A 17,326-nucleotide genomic window follows, 5' to 3' on the forward strand; every position below is an offset into this window, starting at 1 on the left:
CATGATAGTCTATCCTTCGGGTTGATCGTACGACGATGGTGCCACCTCGCCGCTCCCCCGCATAGCTTCTCATGCATCAGAGCACTCAACAGCAAAAGGTGCGGGGAAATTCGCGCTTACAGTTGGCGCGCAGATATTGCCAGACGTTCTCGACCGGGCTGAGTTTCGGGGCTCGCGACGGCAGCAGCACCGGCGTGATGCTTTTCGGTACCTTCAGCTTGGCGGTCGTGTGCCAGCCTGCCCGGTCGAGTAGCAGCACGGCGTGCGCGCCGCGCGCCACATGGCGGCTGATCTCGTTGAGATGAAGCTGCATGGCCGCGGTATCGGCAAACGGCAACGCCAGGGCTGCTCCCTTGCCGCGCGCCGGGCAGATGGCTCCGAACAGGTATGCGCTTTGATAGCGCTGGTCGGCGGGCTGTCTGGGCCGCGTGCCACGGCGCGCCCATTGCCGTACGACACCGTTCTTCTGGCCAATTCTGGCTTCATCTTTACAGATCCACGGGCACCTGGCTTGTGAGGGATGTTGAGCTCGCTCGTAGCGGTCCTCAAGATATCCAGGAGATCGCGGCGTTGGTCGTCATTGAGATGGCCTAGATTGAAGCCGCCACTTCGGGCATGATGAGGCCGTTGCAGAACTGCAGTCAGCCGCAAAAGACGGCCTATTCGCGTCCTGCGCGCCATTCTCGATACACGAGGTTCAATCGGGCGCCTACATCGATGAACGGTCGCGGGGGTAAGGCTTGTGGCTTGTCGAACGCACTGAATACTTCGCCGAGTTGAGACTGATGCCCGAGCAAGTGTTCGGCAATTGCGATGCCGGCGGCGGTCGACTTAGTTCCTCCTATGCCGTTGCAGGCGCATGCGGCTAAGACGCTGTCCGCCACTTCGCCAAACAACGGTACCGAATTCCACGTGAGCGCCATTGCGCCCGCCCAACGGTACTGCATTTTCAACTGACGGTGGTCAGGAAAGCGGTCCGCGAACTTGCGGTCATGAAGGTCGCTCGCACCCTTCATCGAGCCGGCGCCGACTTCGATCTTCGGGTGGTAAGTGTAGCGCGAACGTATGAGGAGACGGTCGCCGTCAGTTCCGTTGATACGCCTTACAGTCGTGCCCATCGGTGCCGCCGGCGTCGCTCCCCATTTCCGAATGCCGCGAAGTGCGGCGGGGGGAAACGCCTCGGTCAGCGAGGCGTAAGTGAAGACGTGGAGAAGTTCACCGGTACCAAAACCGAAGCTCTCTGCGTGCCCGTTTGTCGCAAGGATAACCTTCCCTGCCCGCACCTCGCCCTTCGGTATTTTTACAGTGCAGCCGCTCGATGAACTTTCAATAGACAGGGCAGGCGTCCTCTCGAATAGCCGGACAGGCTCATGAAACAAATCTGCGATGGCTCTCACCAGGGCGGTCGGTTGCACCATGGCCGCACCGGGAGTGAAGAGTCCCGATTTGAAAGTCCTTGTGCCCGTGACGTCCTCGATCTCAGCTGCACTGAGAACCTGGTTCGGCTCGCCCAATGATTTGAGCTTCGAAGAGTAGGCTGCGAGGTGCTCCGTGCCCGCGTCAGTCATGGCCACACTGTATTTGCCGCTAGGATCGAACACGTCTCTGTCCCAGCCATTCTCCTCCGCCAAACGAGCGTAGTGTTGAATGGCAGTCCGTGCGACCAAGATTTCGTTACGGCCCTTGGCGACAGCGCCCACCCCGAAATTGCCCGACGAAATATCATGAGGCAAATCGATGAGGAACCCGGAGTTGCGGCCGCTTGCCCCGTTCCCCACGACGTCGGCATCGATGATGGCGACAGACAGGCTCGGGTCGAGATCGGCCAATCTGACGGCGGCTGCCAATCCAGCGAATCCCGCGCCGATGATGAGCACATCGACGGTGATCCCATGAACCAGTGCCGGCGTGGACACCCTCGGAGGAAGTAACGCCGACCAGCCGGATTCCACGCCATGGACGGGAAGACGACGCGCGCGGAAGGTCTTGCTAGTCATCGCACCGCTTCTTGCTCAACCAGTGCGCCCAGGGCGTTCCGAAGCGCCGTGATTCGGTCCGCTGAAAGGGGCCGGAAAGGTTTCCTAGCCGTACCGCAGCCATATCCAGTGAGTTCTGAAGCCGCATACACGCTTGGCACATAGTCGCCGTCCCAAAGCAGGGACATAATTGGTTCCAGCAGCTGCCAAAGCGACTGCACCTCGTCCCATCTTTTTTCACGGGCGGCCTTGACGATCGCCACACATGTGCGCGGCGCAATGTTCGCTCCGCCCCAGATCAGACCTGAGCAACCGGCGAACAGGGAGAACGGGACGAGCGGATCGGCGCCGTTGATGACGTCCAAGCCGGTGCCGATCAGCCTGACCTGTCCGACCAAGTCTCCGCTGCTGTCCTTGACGGCGCGGAATTCGGGCAGTTCGCAAAGTCTGTGTAGCAGGCCCGGCGTTATGCGTACACCGACCGCCTGGGGCACATTGTATCCAATGATGGACAATCCGACCGTGGCAACTTCGGCGTAGAAGTCGAAGACGCTGTTGTCGTCCGACGGACCTTCGAAGAAGGGAGGAAGGATCATGACGCCGTCCGCACCCGAATTCTTTGCAAACTGCGTCCTTTCGACGACGTCGGCCGTGAGCAACGCCGAGGCTTGGGCGATCACCTTGGCCCGTCCGGCGACAATGCGCGCACCACGTTCGATGAGCGTCCTCGATTCATCGGGCGTCAAATAGACATGCATGCCCGTGCCGGAGCTGAACACGAAACCGTCGACGCCCGCGGCCAGATACCGCTCGATGAGGTCCTGGAAGCGATCGAAATCAATACGTCCGTTCGAGTTGAACGGAGCGGTGATCGCGAGATTGAGACCGGAGAAAGCAAATGATGACATTTCAGAAACCTTCGTTTGAGCTGCTCAGGTCAATCCAGAGCGTCTTCGTCTGGCAATATTGATCGTGCGCGTGGAGGGCCTTGTCGCGACCGCCGAAGCCCGATTGCTTGTAACCGCCGAACGGGGTCGCGGCGTCTCCCTCCCCGTAGCAGTTCACAGTGACGGTCCCCGCTCTGATCGCCCGTGCGGCCCGAAGCGCCTGGGTGCCGTCGGCGGTGAAAATGGAGGCCGTCAGGCCATATTCGGTCTCGTTAGCGAGCGAGACCGCTTCAGCCAGGGAACTCACTGCAATCACAGAAACAATCGGTCCGAAAATTTCTTCCCGCACTTGCTTGCTGTCGTGGCGGTCGAATTCCATGATCGTGGGCTCGATCGTGGTCCCGTTGAATACCCGTCCGCCAGCCACCACCTTGCCTTCGCCTTCGAGATAGCTGCTGACCTTCTCGAAATGTGTGGCTGAGATAAGCGGGCCGACACGGGTCCCCGGATCAAGCGGGTCGCCCACGGTCCAGGTCTTGGCGACTTCCTTCAGTTTTTCAATAAGGCGGTCCTTAATGTCCTTATGGACGAGGACACGAGAGATGGCCGAGCAGTTCTGACCCATGTTCCAGAACGCGCCGTTGCCGATGTGGGAGGCCACGGCGTCAAGATCGGGAACGTCGTCCATGACGATGCAAGGGTTCTTGCCGCCCATCTCAAGAACCACTTCCTTCAAATTGCTCTCGGAGGAGTACTTTAGGAAGCGACGGCCCGTGTCAGTGGAGCCTGTGAAGGAAATCGCGTCGATGTCGGGATGGCGACCAATTGGTTCGCCGACGTCCGGACCATCGCCGGTCACGACATTGAACACCCCAGGCGGCAGCCCGGCATCGAGAGCGAGCTCCGCGACCCGCAACGTGGTCAGCGACGTTTCTTCAGCGGGCTTGACCACAATCGTGCAACCCGCCGCAAGAGCAGGGCCGATCTTCCACGCGAGCATTAGAAGAGGGAAGTTCCAGGGGAGAACGATGCCGACGACCCCGATCGGCTCGCGCACGATCAGGCCGAGAGCGGCGTCATTCGCAGGCGATACCTGATCATATATCTTGTCGACGGCTTCGGCATGCCACCTGAGGCTGTTGATGGTCTCGGGTACATCGATGTTGATGCAGTCGCTAATGGTCTTGCCGCTATCCAAGCTCTCCATCAGCGCCAGCTCGAGCGCGTTTTCCTCGATGATAGACGCGAGCCTGAGAAGGACTTTTTTGCGGTTCGCCGGGGTCAGCTTCGACCATCGGCCATCTTCAAACGCTTGCCGGGAGACAGCGACGGCCTTGTCGACATCGGCCGCCGAACCTGCCGGAAGCTGCGCCAGAACCTTACCAGTAGCCGGATTGAAGGTCGCATAGGTTTTGCCCGAGAGGGCTGCTGTCTGCAGGCCATTCACGATCATCTTGGTTGGCACCTTCAGTGCCTTCGCCTGCGTCTTGTAGTCGACTTTATTTAGCATTTCTGTTCTCCCTCGTGTCAAAGTGACACCGACAATGATTATCCATCGAGTTCGCCCTGCATGCCGCTGGGCACGGCGTAGAGCGCCACGTCGCTCCTGAAAACTTCGAGATGGGCGCGCACCAGTTCGCCCGCCCGTTCTGCATCCCGGGCTTCGATGGCCTCGATCATCTGATCGTGCTGCCGCGCGGCAGTCTCCTGGTCCTTCTGGATCCGCGTACCGCCGTTTTGGCGATAGAAGATCTTTCCAATCCGGGCATGATCGATGAGAAGCTTTTTGAGACTGGGAAGCAGGTATTGATTGTGCGCCATTTTCCCGATGTTCAGATGGAACTGGTGATTGAAGATCACTCTGTTCTCTACGTGGCCGTCGGCAATGGACTGCCGGAACTTCTGTTGAGTGCGCTTAAGGATTTCGAGGTCCCCAGCCTTGTGGTTGAAAGCTGCGAGCTTCGTCGTTCCGACGTAGATCATCGGAGCGACGATCAGGAAATCCCGAAGTGTCTGGTACGACATGATGGATACGCGCGCCGCGCGGTTGGTCTCAAGGTCGACGTACCCCTCGCCCGCCATCTGTCTCATAAGTTCGCGGACCGGCGGACGGGACAGGCCGAATTCCTCGCTGAGAGCGACTTCGTCGAGAATCGCCCCCGGCTCAAGCTGCATCGTCAGGATACGGTGCACCAAGGTTTCAGCGAGAATGCCCTTTCGGTCCGTCGAGGCAGCAGGTTCATCCAGGATCATTATGGCTCCTTAATTTCGTGGATAGACATATTGTAGACAAATAGCATGAGTCAAGATAGGTATACGACATTGACGCAATGCGGTGGCAGCCTTCAGCAGCTTGCAGGGTGTACCAAAGGGCGGAGCCAGAACTGTGTTTCATTCATCACCTCGGCGCAGAACGGCCCCGTCCGTTCGCCTGAAGGTCGGGTTTATCCTGGCACGTTCCTTCACGTTGACCGCCTTCGCGATGTTTATCGATACCCTTAGACTTGCCAGCGATGAATCCGACAGATCGGGTCGGATTCACGCCGACTGGGAGGTGCTGTCGCACACCCGGCATCTCGTCACCTCGAGCTGCGGAATCCAGGTTTCGCCGACGTCTTTGTTCGTCGACCCGAGGGAGTTTGACTACATCGTCGTCGTTGGGGGACGGCTGGCCGGCGGTCAGGCAGTCGACGACGAAACCCTGAAATATCTCCGGGACGCTGCGTCCAAAGGGGCGCGATTGATCGGCATTTGCACGGGAACGTTCATTTTGGCAGAGGCGGGTCTTATGGCCGCTCACGAAACCTGCGTCAGCTGGCTTCACTACGTCGACTTCCGGGAGCGATTTCCTGATTTACATGTCCGGGCGGACACAATCTATAATTTGGATACCACGCGGGGATCGTGTGCGGGTGGCAGCAGCGCAGCCGATTTGGCGGCAGAACTAGTGCGACGGCACATTGGGGACGCGGCCGAGCGGAATGCACTCGAAGTGCTGCAGATCGACAAGGTGCGGAACGCAGAGTGGATACAACCACGTCGGCCGCTCACGATAGAGGCGCACGACCCAAGGCTCCGCGCTGCGCTGATCTTGATGGAACAAAACATCGAGAACACGCTGTCGGTTTCCAGACTGGCCGCGGCATTGGGGGTTTCCCGGCGACAACTCGAACGGCTGTTTTTGAAGGAAGTGAACAGCTCCCCTGCCCTCGTCTACCTGCGAGTGCGGCTGGAGAGAGCAAAACAGCTTCTCAGGAAAGTCGACACTCCGTTGATCGAGGTCGCTATTGGGGCCGGTTTCGAGAACGCCTCTCACTTCGCAAGAGTCTTCCGAAGGGCTTATGGTCAACCACCGTCTGTCTGGAGGCGGTTAGAATTTACCTCGCAAGGCGTCGAAGGATGAGTATTACAGCATAGAAGCTCGCGCGAGCGGACACGGTTGAACCCGCCTGATCGCCGAGCTCGGATGAATCAGTTAGAGGCGCAGGATCAAGCCTCAAGAGACATATTGTAAACAAACTTCTTTGATGGGTTTTTCGGTGGTGATAGGTCTGACGAATAGCTTATCGCGCTCACTTTGCGCGTTGCACGCCGGTCATTGCGAAGCGGATTTTTTGCGAAATCCGGCGCACATGTTTAGGGTGGGGTACGCGCAGGAGTTTTACGTCTTCTCAGGGCTGGAGTAACGGTAACTGATGTCAAATTATCGACGGCTTCCATTAAGCGCGCTGCGCGCATTTGAAGCTGCCGCGCGGCACTTGAGTTTTACCAAGGCTGCCAATGAGCTTTCAGTCACTCAGGCGGCCGTGAGCCGTCATATATTGACACTGGAGGACCACCTCGACATCCAGCTTTTCAACCGCGGCAACCAGAAGGTCTCATTGTCTCCCGCCGGCGAGGAGTTGTTTGAAGCGGCGAGCCTCGGCCTGGAGCATATCGCAGCCGCTTTTGACAGTGTGAAAAGAAGGGAAAAAGCGCGACGGTTGACCGTCGGCATGCCGATGTCGTTCGCAACGCTATTTATGAGCCATCGGATTGGAGATTTCGTTGCGAACAATCCAGAGGTCGACCTGCACTTGGTTTCCCTCGAACGCAGCCCGGCGCCGGCGACGGATGGTTTTGATGTGTCCGTGGTCATGGGTTATCTGGCGCGCCCGGGCTTCACAGCCACCGAGCTCTTCGGCGAAGAAGTCTTCCCGGTTTGCAGTAAATCGTATCAGGCCCACTCCCCGCGTATTCTCACTCCGGAGGATCTCGTAAACGAGGTGCTCCTGGTCATGGACGATCAGCATTGGTCCGCCTACCCTTGGTCACCCTTCGATTGGGTGCACTGGCTTGGACAGTTCGGAGTTTCGTCCGACTTCAAACGGGTCATTACGTTCAATAACTACCCAACGATGATGCAGTCGGTGATCAGAGGCCATGGCATCGGGCTAGGCTGGCGTCATTTGGTACATGACTACATCAAAGAGGGCACCTTGATTCGGCCTCTCGCTGAAAGCTATCTCACTGGCCGAAAACATCATTTGGTTATTCCGGATGCTGTGATCGAGCGGGACGACGTCCAGATCTTCCGCAATTGGCTGATCATACAGGTCGCAGAACTCAATCCGGTCCCGCCAGCGTCGGCTGCGGAAACCATCAAGGCAGCACCCGTTGCACATAGCGAGATATTAGCTGGCCATCCAAACCTGCCATCCGCCTGATAACATTTAGTCCTGCAGTACATGACTTTTTATCCAGTTGTTTTGTAGCCCCACCGCCGCTAGCGTTCCTGGACCAATCAGACGCGACAGCGCCTCAAGCCGTCCTGAAGGCCCCGTCAAACGGAGAGTCTAACTCCGTAGCAGGTGATGCATGCGACGGCAGCTGACCTATGACACACAGTCGGGCTCGTATCAGAGCTCCGTAGTTATCGCTCACTAGGTCCTGACTGAAAGGAAGTTTTGTGAAGCTCGAAGACGTTTTAGACCCGTTCAAAAGCTGGCACATACCGTTTGATAAATGGGTCGATAGTGGGTTGGGTTGGGTTGTCGAACATTACCGCCCGTTGTTTCAGAGCTTGAAATGGCCCATTGACCAGCTCCTGAGGACATTTGACAGCGCACTCAACGGCATCCCGCCGGCCATTATTATTTTATTCTTCGGATTGGTGGCTTGGCAGATCGCCGGGTGGCGGCTGGCAGCTCAAGTCGCTGGTCTGCTGCTGATCATCGGCTTTCTTGGCATTTGGGGTGAAACGATGACGACACTGTCTCTCGTTTTTACCGCCGTTCTTTTCTGCACGGTTGTTGGTATTCCCGTGGGGGTCATTGCTGCTCGAAGTGACAGGGCGGCTGCGATTTGCCGGCCAATCCTCGACACAATGCAGACGATTCCATCATTCGTCTATCTTGTTCCCGTGGTCATGTTGTTTGGTATCGGCAACGTGCCTGGCGTGATTGTCACGATCGTTTTTGCACTTCCGCCCGTTATCAGGCTGACAACGCTAGGTATTCAGCAGGTTTCGGAAGAAGTTGTCGAGGCTATGCGCGCTTTTGGAGCTACCAACAGGCAGATCCTGTTCAAGGCTCAGCTGCCGCTGGCTCTTCCGAGCATAGTGGCAGGTATCAACCAGACGTTGATGATGTCACTATCAATGGTTGTTGTTGCCTCCATGATCGCGGTTGGGGGCCTCGGCCAAATGGTTTTGCGCGGCATCGGTCGCCTCGACATCGGGCTGGCTGCGACTGGCGGAATGGGCATCGTCATTCTCGCAATCATTCTAGATCGCCTTACTCAATCTGCGTTTTCTAAGCGCAAACGCTACGCCCATATTGCCTGGTACAAGCGGGGTCCAGCTGCGCTCTTCACTGGTGTCGTTAAGACCTTCCAGGCCTCTCCGGCTGGGCGTGGAGGATTGGAAAGTGGCCGGCAACGGACTTCTAGCTAACAAAGAATGGGAGCGACTATGAGCTATCGGTTTGGAATAAAAGAGCATTTTTGGGGGGTTGCCGCCGCTGTCACGGTGCTTGGCACTTTGGCCATGTCTCCTGAATACGCGGCAGCGGAGGACCTTCCGGGGAAAGGCGTGACCGTCAGGCCCCTATATCTTGGCCAGGCGGAAGAATTATTCGAAGCCTATGTCGTTAAGCTAGGCCTCGAGGATCTGGGCTATACAGTTAACGAACCTGCCGCAACTCAGGTTCCACTTGCCCATATAGCGGCAGGCAACGGTGACGCGGATTACTATACGCCCCACTGGTACCCCTTGCATATTGCGTTTGCCGAGAAGGCTGGCGGCGATGCCAAGCTTCGTCGGGTTGGGACGCTCGTAAAGAACTCAATCCAGGGATACTCCATCGACAAGGCCACAGCTGACAAGTACGGCATAAAGACGATCGATCAGTTGAAGGACCCAAAGATTGCCAAGCTGTTCGATGTGGATGGGGACGGTAAAGCAGACCTGTATGGCTGTGATCCAGGCTGGGGATGCGAACGCATCATTGAACATAACCTTGATGCATATGGCCTTCGGGATACCGTCACGCACAAGCAGGGTGAGTATTTTGCTCTGCTTCCCGACGTAATCCAGCGGGTTCAGTCCGGCAGTCCAGCCTTGTATTACAGCTGGACACCCAATTGGCTACAAGGGGTTTTGGTCCATGGAAAAGATGTTGTCTGGCTGACGGTTCCTTTCACGGCGTTGCCCGACGAACAGGCTGGCGCGAACACGACTGTTCCAGGTATTGGGAACCTGGGATTTTCCGTGAACACTCAGCACGTGATTGCCAACACACCCTTCCTCGAGAAAAACCCCGTTGCCAATAAGTGGTTCGAGCAAGTCGAGGTCCCAATTCAAGATATCAACGACGAGAATCTGCTTATTCACAAAGGTGAGAAGTCCAACGAGGACATCCACGGTCATGCCGAGGCCTGGAAGAAGGCCCACCTCGACCAGTGGAATACGTGGATAGCTGAAGCAAAGAAGGCCGCCAAGTAACACGCTGGAAAGCATGCTCGCCCGGTAAGCTTTACGCTGCCGGGCGACACCTCTCAACCGTGGAGCTACCTTTTGAAAGCGCACGCCATAGAATTTAGGGATGTTTGGAAGGTCTTCGGGACGAGTTCGAATTTCGACCTTGCGAGTGTCCAACGCGATGATCTTTCGAAGGCCGCACTCCTGGAGAGACATGGGTGCGTAGCGGCGGTCGCCGGTGTTTCCTTTAAAGTTGAGGCCGGTGAGATCTTCTGTGTCATGGGACTGTCCGGCAGCGGAAAGTCAACGCTGGTCCGACATGTGAATCGTTTGATCAAACCCAGCTCCGGCCAGATCATTGTTGGCGGCGAGGATATCAATCTGAAGTCCGAAAATGAGATGCGGGAGCTCCGTGCCCGATCAATGGGGATGGTTTTCCAGAATGTGGCGCTTCTTCCCCATCGAACGGTCCGTGACAATGTCGCACTGAGTCTGGAGCTACGAAAAGCAAGCGTCCGACAACGCTATGAGGTTGCAGAGGAGAAGTTGGAGCTCGTCCAACTTGCTGGTTGGGGTGATCGGTACCCTGACCAACTTTCTGGTGGAATGAAGCAGAGAGTTGGGCTTGCCCGAGCTCTAGCTGCTGATCCCGCCATTTTGTTGATGGATGAGCCGTTTTCAGCGCTGGATCCGCTCATTCGACGCGAATTACAGGACCAGTTCAAAGAGCTTTCGTCGAAGTTGGGGAAAACCACGCTTTTCATCACCCACGACTTGGATGAGGCAGTTCGGCTGGGGCACCAAATCGGTGTCATGAAAGACGGAAAAATGCTTCAAATCGGTTCGGCGGATGACATTCTTGGAAATCCGAAGGACCCCTATGTTGAAAAATTTGTCCAAGGGAGCAGCCGATTGAAGCTCCTAAGGGCCGAGTCGGTAATGTTGCCGCTCGCCGAATTTGCGAGTGCCGGAGAGCGCTTGGGCCTGCCAGACGCCCCGCGACTCAGCCTCGACGCTTCGATCAAGGAAATGCTCGACTTGTCACATCGCCATGGAAATATGCCGCTTGTGGTTGTCGATGGTAACGGAGTGGATGTGGGTATCGTGACTGCGTCACTACTTCTGCGCGGCGTGCATGATCGACTTTAACTGGATTAAGCGCGGCAGATAGATAGATTTATTATCGACTGTCGTAGAGGAGCTTACATTGTATAAGCTTTCGCGCGCTTAGCCACGATCAAAAGAACTAAACACAAGAACCCCTGAGTTGGTTAGTCGAAACAATGGAGAACTCTGAGAAGAAAACCGTGGTCGTAACCGGAGCTGCTGGCGGAATGGGCCAGGCAATCTGCAGAAAGTTCGCGGCCAGCGGATATTTAGTAGTCGCGGGTGACGCAAACCAGGAGCATTTGATTGCCACAACTGACGAACTCAACCGAATTGACCAAACTACGCTAGCCAAACATGGCGACCTGAGAAGCAAAGCATATTGTGAAGACCTCATCGATACGGCCATCAGCCTTACCGGCCGGCTGGACGCCCTTGTCAACAATGCCGGCATCATCACGCGCGGCACAATCCTAGAAACAAGTGACGAGGACTGGGAACGAACTTTCGATATTAATCTGAAAGCGACATTTTACACCTGCCGACGGGCCGTGGCCTTCATGAAAGACCATGGCGGCGGTTCCATCGTGAATATCTCGTCGACCTGGGGTATTTATCCAGGGCCCGCCCACGCAGCTTACTGCGCGAGCAAAGCAGCCGTAGCGACGTTTTCCAGATGTCTCGGCCGTGATCATGCAGGGGATGGGATTAGGATCAATGCCGTCTGCCCCGGCGAGATAGACACACCCATGCTTCGCTCAGGCTTTGTCCATCGCGGGTTCGATCCCGACACAGCGGTTGCCGAGCTCAGCAAGTCAAATCCGCTTGGCCGACTCGGTGCACCGGAAGATATTGCCGATGCGGTGTACTTTCTGAGCTCTGACGCCGCTCGCTTTATCACGGGGACCGCACTTGAAGTCGCGGGAGCCAAGGCGGTTTATTGAGCTAAGGCGGTCTATTTTTTAGTGTGGCCCCCGCCCGCCTAACCTCCCCGACAGTCTGACTTTGAGAGGCTCCGAAAGGTCAAGGGTAGCATGTTGTTCTGAGGAGCCATTCGGCGTGTCAAAGCGACGGAAATGGGCGGCAAAATGTCGTGGACGGTGAGAGCCAACTTCAGGAGCCGCACGTCCTCGCTTTGCTAGCCATTCAGGACCGGCTCTGTGCCGGCTCGCGTTGGGGTCATAACCTCAGTTCATAAGTTACATTCCTTTTTTTTGTTAGTTCGGGCGTTTCTATTGGCCTATATTCTCCACTTAAATCAGGAATGAAAAAATGTCTGCCAGATCTGGAGGCCGAGACGCTCGGCAGAAGTTGCGTTCCGACAGAACGTTAACGTTTTTGCCTGTTCTGGAACGAGGGCTGCCTTATATGGATTTGCTGAGCCCGGATGACTTGCTTAGGCTTCACGACATTTCGATGCAAATACTTGAAGAGATTGGCATCGAATTTCGTGACGACGAGGCCATCGAACTCTGGCGCGCAGCGGGTGCCGACGTAACCGATCAGCGCGTCAGGATCGACAGGAACCAGCTGCTGGAACTGGTGGCAAAGGCTCCTGAATACATAACGGTCCACGCTCGCAATCCCGCCAGGGCAGTCACAATCGGCGGTCGAAAGACTATTTTTACCCCAGCATACGGTTCGCCAAATGTCCTTGACCTTGAAGGCAGGCGGCGAAACGCGACCATTGAGGATTTCGTCAATTTCGCGAAACTCGCCTACCAAGCTCCCGCTATGCATATGACGGGAGGCGTTCTTTGCGAGCCGATGGATATAGCCGTTCCGAAGCGCCACCTGCACATGAACTACAGTTTGATACGATACTCGGACAAGCCATTTATGGGAGCCGTGACCTCGCGTGAGAGGGCAGAAGACACGGTTGCTATGGCCAAGATTGTCTTCGGCGAAGAATTTGTGCAGAACAACACCGTGATGGTGTCGCTCGCCAACTGCAATTCGCCTCTCGTTTGGGACGCGACTATGCTCGATGCTGTCAAGGTTTACTCGGCAAACAATCAGGCCATGATCTTTGCCCCGTTTGTTCTTGGTGGAGCCAGCACTCCGGCCAGCACTGTGGCTGCGGTCGCGCAGCTTAATGCCGAAGCACTTGCTGGCGTTGCCTTTGCGCAGCTGGTCCGGCCAGGTGCGCCTTGCATTTATGGGCAATGGTTGGCGACCGTTTCAATGAAGAGCGGTGCACCAATGGCAGGAACACCCGAGATTTGCCATATGAATATATTGGTGGGTCAACTGGCCAGACACTACAAACTGCCTTGGCGCTGCAGTGGAAGCAACACAAGCTCAAAGCTCGTTGATGCCCAGGCAGGCTATGAGGCGGCCCGCAATATGTACGGCGCCCTTATCGCCGGTGCGAACTTCGTTCTTTCGTCCACGGGGTATCTCGAAGCAGCTCTGACCCAGAGCTATAGCAAGTTCATGCTCGATGCAGAGCAGATGGTGATGTTCTATAAGCTTGGGCAAGGCATAGTGATGAGCGAGATGGATGAAACGCTCGATGCGATCCGCCAAAGTGAGCCAGGCAGTCACTATCTTGGTACCGAACATACACTGAAGAATTTCGAGAAGGCGTTTTTCACACCTGAGTTGATGAACCACGACAGCTTCGAGCAATGGTCATTCGCCGGCGCGAAGGATGCCAACACTCGGGGACGCGATGCAGCTGTGCAGGCCCTGCAGGATTATCAAGCACCGCCGATTGACGAAGCAGTCGACGAAGAGCTCCTCGACTTCATGAAACGTCGGGAACTTGATATCGGTGAGGCCGTCCTCTAGGCGGCAAGTAATTCCAGCAACGAGGTCGGGCTGTGTACGCCCTATCCCCTCGGGGTCGAGCTTGGCATCGCGCGCACGTCCACGACAGCCAAAATCGCGCCAAGGCCTTTTAGGTTCCGAGAACATCCCGAGCAGCCCTTTGTGAAGCGCATGGAAGGATCGTGATGAACGTACGCCCCGATATCAGCACCATCAAGTCGGTGACCACGCCGGAGAATTTTCCACAGGCGGGCCGGCCAATCGAGTTGGTGGTTCTGGTGTTGCCAGGATTCTCGCACCTGGCGCTTCACGCCTTCATTGAACCGTTTCGCATCGCCAATACGGTATCGAAGCTCGCTCTGTTCCGGTGGCGGATCGCGGGACTTGACGAACGATCTGTTGAGGGTGCCAGCGGCCTTTCAGTTGCCGTTGACGTGACGATAGACGAGATGATGTCCTGTTTAGGGGCCCGGAGGCCGCAGCATGTCGCAGTTATCGCGGGTGAGCCGGTGGGACGGCGCCTGACGCCACAGCTCAACAATTTCTTGCGAACGATCTCACGCCACGGGATTGGGGTATCCGCTGTTGGAACAGCCACATGGTTGCTCGCGCAGACCGGGCTGCTGGAAGGCACACGCTGCACGATCCACTGGTCGCGGCTGGCAGCCTTCACAGAAGTGTTTAGGCAGCCGCATATCCGAGACGCTCTGTTCGTAAAGGACGGGCAGTTTTCGACATGCGCGGGTGAATTGGCATCGTTCGACCTGGCCGTCGATATCATCGCCAGCCATGTAGGCGGGTATACAGCACAGGAGGTTTGCCGCTACGCGACTGTCGAAGGTCAGCGCTCTGGTTCGAACCGGCAGACCGGGCCGACGGGGCTCGCCTTTGGCGGTGTGAGCGATAAGCTTCAGATGGCTATGCGGATTATGGAAGAGAACGTGGAATACCCGCTGACCATGACCGAGGTTGCAGGACGAGCGGGCGTGTCGCGGCGGCAACTGGAGCGCTTGTTTGCAGCACACGTTCACATCCCGCCGGTACGCCATTATCTCCGGATCCGTGTCGATCATGCCAAGCGCCTGATCGAAGGCACAAGCATGCCCATAATCGATATTGCGATGGCCTGCGGGTTCTTGTCCCCTTCACACTTCGCAAAGTGCTTCAGAACGTTTAACGGCCTCTCACCTCAGCAGTGTCGATTGACGACGCCGGCTTGGGTCGGACCCGGCCTCGGCTAGACAATACAAAAAAATCAAAGGATCGTTGCAATCCAGGTGGTCGACCGTTTAGTTAGACCGACCGGCCGAGACCAGGAGAAAGCAACCCTCCCGGGATCCAAGGTCCGCACGCGTTGCGCGGTTCGTAGCCTCAATGCCTAAACTGCGATCCTTGGCCTGCCTGACGCCACCGCCACCACATGCGCTTCGATGAACATGCGCTGGGCTTCGACGGTGGAGACACGGAATTCGGTGGCGATTTCGATCTCGGCGCTGTCGGTGCCGGCATCCTTTGCCCGCCCGGCGACGATGGCGCCGACATCGGCCTCAGCCGCCGCGATCGCCGCCGCCTCATCGGTGAAATCGCGCACGCTCTCGCCGGAGGCGACGCGGAACAGCCCCTCCTTGGGCTGGCTGACCCGCGCCTCGGCCGAAACCCGGACCTGGCCGACGACGGCGCCGAGCGCGTTCGCGACATCGGTATCCTCAGGCACTACGCAGTCATTGCCGACCAGTTCGGCCAGGCCGGCATAATGCAGCGGCGCCGAGGCGCCGAGGCCGATGACCGGGCGGTCGAGCGCGACGCTGAGGCGGGCGATGCCGGGATGCGAAAACGGCGCGCTGCACCAGCGCGTGCGCCACGGTCGCCGCGCCATCCAGCCCGTCCTCGGCAAAGGCGGTTTCGAGAATGACCTCCGTCGACCAGCGCGTCAGCGTCACCAGCACCCGCTCGGAAATCGCTTCCGGCGTTGGCGCGACGGTCTGGCAGCGGCCATCGCGCTTGCGGGCGAACAGCTCGGCGCCGAGACGCGCGGCCACCGGGTCCCAATTGGCCTGCTTGCCCAGCACATGGGCGGCGTCCGACGGGGTGAAGCCGGCGACATGCACCAGCCCGCGCGACACCAGCCGGTTCAACGTGGCGTTCTGGGCGTTGGACATCAGCAATTTGTCCACGGCGAGCGGCACGGCACCGATCAGCTCGTAGAGTTTTGCTTCTGCGCCGGTGAGGCCCGCCGCCAGGCGGTCCGGCACGCCGGTGCGCACCGCCAGGCGGCCATCCATGCGTCCGGGGTTTGGCGCGCGCAGCTGGCGTTCGAGCTCCGATTTGACGGCGTCGCCATGCGCCATGCCGGCCAGCGCCAATGGCACCAGGCGACGCGGCCCAAGCAGTATTTTCGGATTGAGCGCGCCGTCCTCCAGCGCCACTTCGGAATCGCCGCCGAGGCCGAAGGTGCGCATGGCGACCGCCTCGACCATGGTGCGAAAACCGCCAACGGTGGCGCCTTCCGGGTCAAGCCGCGGCCGGCCCTTGTCGAGCACGGCGACGTCGGTGGTGGTGCCGCCAATATCGGAGACCACGGCATCTTCGAGGCCGGTCATGTGGCGGGCGCCGACCAAGCTGGCGGCGGGGCCGGAGAGGATCGTTTCGATCGGCCGCTGGCGGGCGAACGCCGCCGAGACCAGCGCGCCGTCGCCACGCACCACCATCAGGGGGGCGACGATCTTGCGGGCGTCCAAAAACCCTTGAGTCGCCGCCACCAGCCGGTCGATCATCGAGATCAGCCTGGCGTTGAGCAGCGTCGTCAGCGCCCGGCGCGGGCCGCCGAGTTTTGCCGACAGCTCATGACTGGCGGTGACCGGCAGGCCGGTCTTTTCGCGGATCAGGTCGCGGGCGGCGAGTTCATGCGCGGGGTTGCGGGTGGCAAAATAGGCGCAGACGGCAAAGCCCGATACAGATGCGCCAAGTTCCGGCAAGGTTGCTTTGAGACCGGACAGGTCGAGCCCGGCAGTGTTCCCGTGGACATCATGGCCACCGGGACAAAACACCACCGGATCGGTTCCAAGCGCCGCCTTCAACCCGTCGCGTGCAAGATCGGTCTCGGAAAAGCCGATCATCACCAGCGCGACGCGGCCGCCCTGACCCTCGACCAGCGCGTTGGTGGCGAGCGTCGTCGACATCGAAACAAGCTTTATGGCAGCCGGGTCGGTGCCGGCCTTCGCCAGCACCGCATCGACCGCGCCGGAAATGCCGACGGCAAGATCATGGCGTGTCGTCAGCGCCTTGGCCTTGGCCAGCACATTGCCTTTCGGGCTGCCGGTTTCCGACCACAGCACGGCATCGGTGTAGGTGCCGCCAGTGTCGATCCCGAGGAAGAGCGGTTTTTTGTTGGGCCTGGCGCTCATCTCCGGCCGTGCGGTTGCTGTTGGTTTTTTCCACCTCTTGGCCGATGCAGAACTCCCTGGCCGTCCGCAAGGGTGAGAAGATTGACAAGATCGTGCGCCCCAACGCGGGATCCTTTGTCTTCAGGGGGATAGCCTCGTTCGCAACCCGTTCGACGCCGAAGTCCCACTATGCCCGCGCCTTCGTCAGTTTGGCCCGATACTCCTCGTCCAGGATCGCGGGCA

13 protein-coding genes and 2 pseudogenes are annotated in these 17,326 nt (G+C 58.1%); 9 read left to right on the plus strand and 6 right to left on the minus strand.

From position 1 onward, the window contains the following. Positions 1-85: 85 nt before the first annotated feature. The 5 genes and pseudogenes from NKH73_RS32075 to NKH73_RS32095 form a co-directional block, all read right to left on the minus strand. Positions 86-532 (minus strand): annotated as a pseudogene (locus NKH73_RS32075) (IS630 family transposase); the annotation flags it as partial. A 127-nt stretch (positions 533-659) separates the two neighbouring features. Beyond that, positions 660-1,997: an NAD(P)/FAD-dependent oxidoreductase gene (locus NKH73_RS32080; RefSeq protein ID WP_352939425.1), complete on the minus strand. Its 1,338-nt coding sequence runs from the start codon at positions 1,995-1,997 to the stop codon at positions 660-662. After that, positions 1,994-2,884 (minus strand): dihydrodipicolinate synthase family protein, encoded by an 891-nt coding sequence (locus NKH73_RS32085; protein WP_352939427.1) that lies wholly within the window; start codon positions 2,882-2,884, stop codon positions 1,994-1,996. Before NKH73_RS32085 ends, NKH73_RS32080 begins: the two co-directional genes overlap by 4 nt. A gap of 1 nt (position 2,885) precedes the next feature. Beyond that, on the minus strand, positions 2,886-4,373 hold the full coding sequence (locus tag NKH73_RS32090) for an aldehyde dehydrogenase (protein WP_352939429.1): 1,488 nt from the start codon (positions 4,371-4,373) through the stop codon (positions 2,886-2,888). A 38-nt stretch (positions 4,374-4,411) separates the two neighbouring features. Then, the gene (locus tag NKH73_RS32095) at positions 4,412-5,116 is read right to left on the minus strand and encodes a GntR family transcriptional regulator (protein ID WP_352939432.1); all 705 of its coding nucleotides are present in this window, start codon (positions 5,114-5,116) and stop codon (positions 4,412-4,414) included. Positions 5,117-5,345: 229 nt separating this feature from the next. On the opposite strand from NKH73_RS32095, the gene NKH73_RS32100 reads away from it, so the two are divergent. From NKH73_RS32100 to NKH73_RS32135, 8 genes are all read left to right on the plus strand, one after another. Then, positions 5,346-6,266, plus strand: coding sequence for a GlxA family transcriptional regulator (locus NKH73_RS32100; protein WP_352939455.1), 921 nt, complete (start codon positions 5,346-5,348; stop codon positions 6,264-6,266). 292 nt (positions 6,267-6,558) lie between these two features. After that, positions 6,559-7,569, plus strand: coding sequence for a LysR substrate-binding domain-containing protein (locus NKH73_RS32105; protein ID WP_352939434.1), 1,011 nt, complete (start codon positions 6,559-6,561; stop codon positions 7,567-7,569). Positions 7,570-7,811: 242 nt separating this feature from the next. Beyond that, complete coding sequence (proW, locus tag NKH73_RS32110) at positions 7,812-8,795, plus strand: glycine betaine/L-proline ABC transporter permease ProW (RefSeq protein WP_352939437.1); 984 nt, start codon at positions 7,812-7,814, stop codon at positions 8,793-8,795. A gap of 18 nt (positions 8,796-8,813) precedes the next feature. Then, a complete protein-coding gene (gene proX, locus NKH73_RS32115; RefSeq protein ID WP_352939440.1) occupies positions 8,814-9,845 on the plus strand; it encodes a glycine betaine/L-proline ABC transporter substrate-binding protein ProX in 1,032 nt (343 codons plus the stop codon). A 72-nt stretch (positions 9,846-9,917) separates the two neighbouring features. Continuing rightward, entirely contained in the window at positions 9,918-10,970 is a 1,053-nt protein-coding gene (locus NKH73_RS32120) for a quaternary amine ABC transporter ATP-binding protein (protein ID WP_352939442.1), read from the plus strand. A gap of 134 nt (positions 10,971-11,104) precedes the next feature. Further along, positions 11,105-11,872: an SDR family NAD(P)-dependent oxidoreductase gene (locus NKH73_RS32125; RefSeq protein ID WP_352939444.1), complete on the plus strand. Its 768-nt coding sequence runs from the start codon at positions 11,105-11,107 to the stop codon at positions 11,870-11,872. Between the two features lie 328 nt (positions 11,873-12,200). Further along, positions 12,201-13,721: a trimethylamine methyltransferase family protein gene (locus tag NKH73_RS32130; protein WP_352939447.1), complete on the plus strand. Its 1,521-nt coding sequence runs from the start codon at positions 12,201-12,203 to the stop codon at positions 13,719-13,721. A gap of 164 nt (positions 13,722-13,885) precedes the next feature. Further along, the gene (locus NKH73_RS32135) at positions 13,886-14,941 is read left to right on the plus strand and encodes a GlxA family transcriptional regulator (protein WP_352939449.1); all 1,056 of its coding nucleotides are present in this window, start codon (positions 13,886-13,888) and stop codon (positions 14,939-14,941) included. Between the two features lie 137 nt (positions 14,942-15,078). Here NKH73_RS32135 and NKH73_RS32140 read toward each other — a convergent pair. After that, positions 15,079-17,104: pseudogene (locus tag NKH73_RS32140) on the minus strand (hydantoinase/oxoprolinase N-terminal domain-containing protein). Positions 17,105-17,124: 20 nt separating this feature from the next. Here NKH73_RS32140 and NKH73_RS32145 point away from each other — a divergent pair. After that, positions 17,125-17,326: hypothetical protein (locus NKH73_RS32145; RefSeq protein ID WP_352939452.1), on the plus strand; the 202-nt coding region annotated here is incomplete at its 3' end.

Origin of the sequence: Mesorhizobium sp. M0938 (genome assembly GCF_040319125.1) — a bacterium.
GTDB lineage: Bacteria > Pseudomonadota > Alphaproteobacteria > Rhizobiales > Rhizobiaceae > Mesorhizobium > Mesorhizobium robiniae.

Excerpts from the sequence above, each read along its gene's own strand:
- NKH73_RS32130 (WP_352939447.1), top strand. The coding sequence starts at position 12,201 with ATGTCTGCCAGATCTGGAGGCCGAGACGCTCGGCAGAAGTTGCGTTCC.
- NKH73_RS32095 (WP_352939432.1), bottom strand. The coding sequence starts at position 5,116 with ATGATCCTGGATGAACCTGCTGCCTCGACGGACCGAAAGGGCATTCTC.
- NKH73_RS32085 (WP_352939427.1), bottom strand. The coding sequence starts at position 2,884 with ATGTCATCATTTGCTTTCTCCGGTCTCAATCTCGCGATCACCGCTCCG.
- NKH73_RS32105 (WP_352939434.1), top strand. The coding sequence starts at position 6,559 with ATGTCAAATTATCGACGGCTTCCATTAAGCGCGCTGCGCGCATTTGAA.
- proX (WP_352939440.1), top strand. The coding sequence starts at position 8,814 with ATGAGCTATCGGTTTGGAATAAAAGAGCATTTTTGGGGGGTTGCCGCC.
- NKH73_RS32100 (WP_352939455.1), top strand. The coding sequence starts at position 5,346 with ATGTTTATCGATACCCTTAGACTTGCCAGCGATGAATCCGACAGATCG.
- NKH73_RS32125 (WP_352939444.1), top strand. The coding sequence starts at position 11,105 with ATGGAGAACTCTGAGAAGAAAACCGTGGTCGTAACCGGAGCTGCTGGC.
- NKH73_RS32080 (WP_352939425.1), bottom strand. The coding sequence starts at position 1,997 with ATGACTAGCAAGACCTTCCGCGCGCGTCGTCTTCCCGTCCATGGCGTG.
- NKH73_RS32090 (WP_352939429.1), bottom strand. The coding sequence starts at position 4,373 with ATGCTAAATAAAGTCGACTACAAGACGCAGGCGAAGGCACTGAAGGTG.
- NKH73_RS32135 (WP_352939449.1), top strand. The coding sequence starts at position 13,886 with ATGAACGTACGCCCCGATATCAGCACCATCAAGTCGGTGACCACGCCG.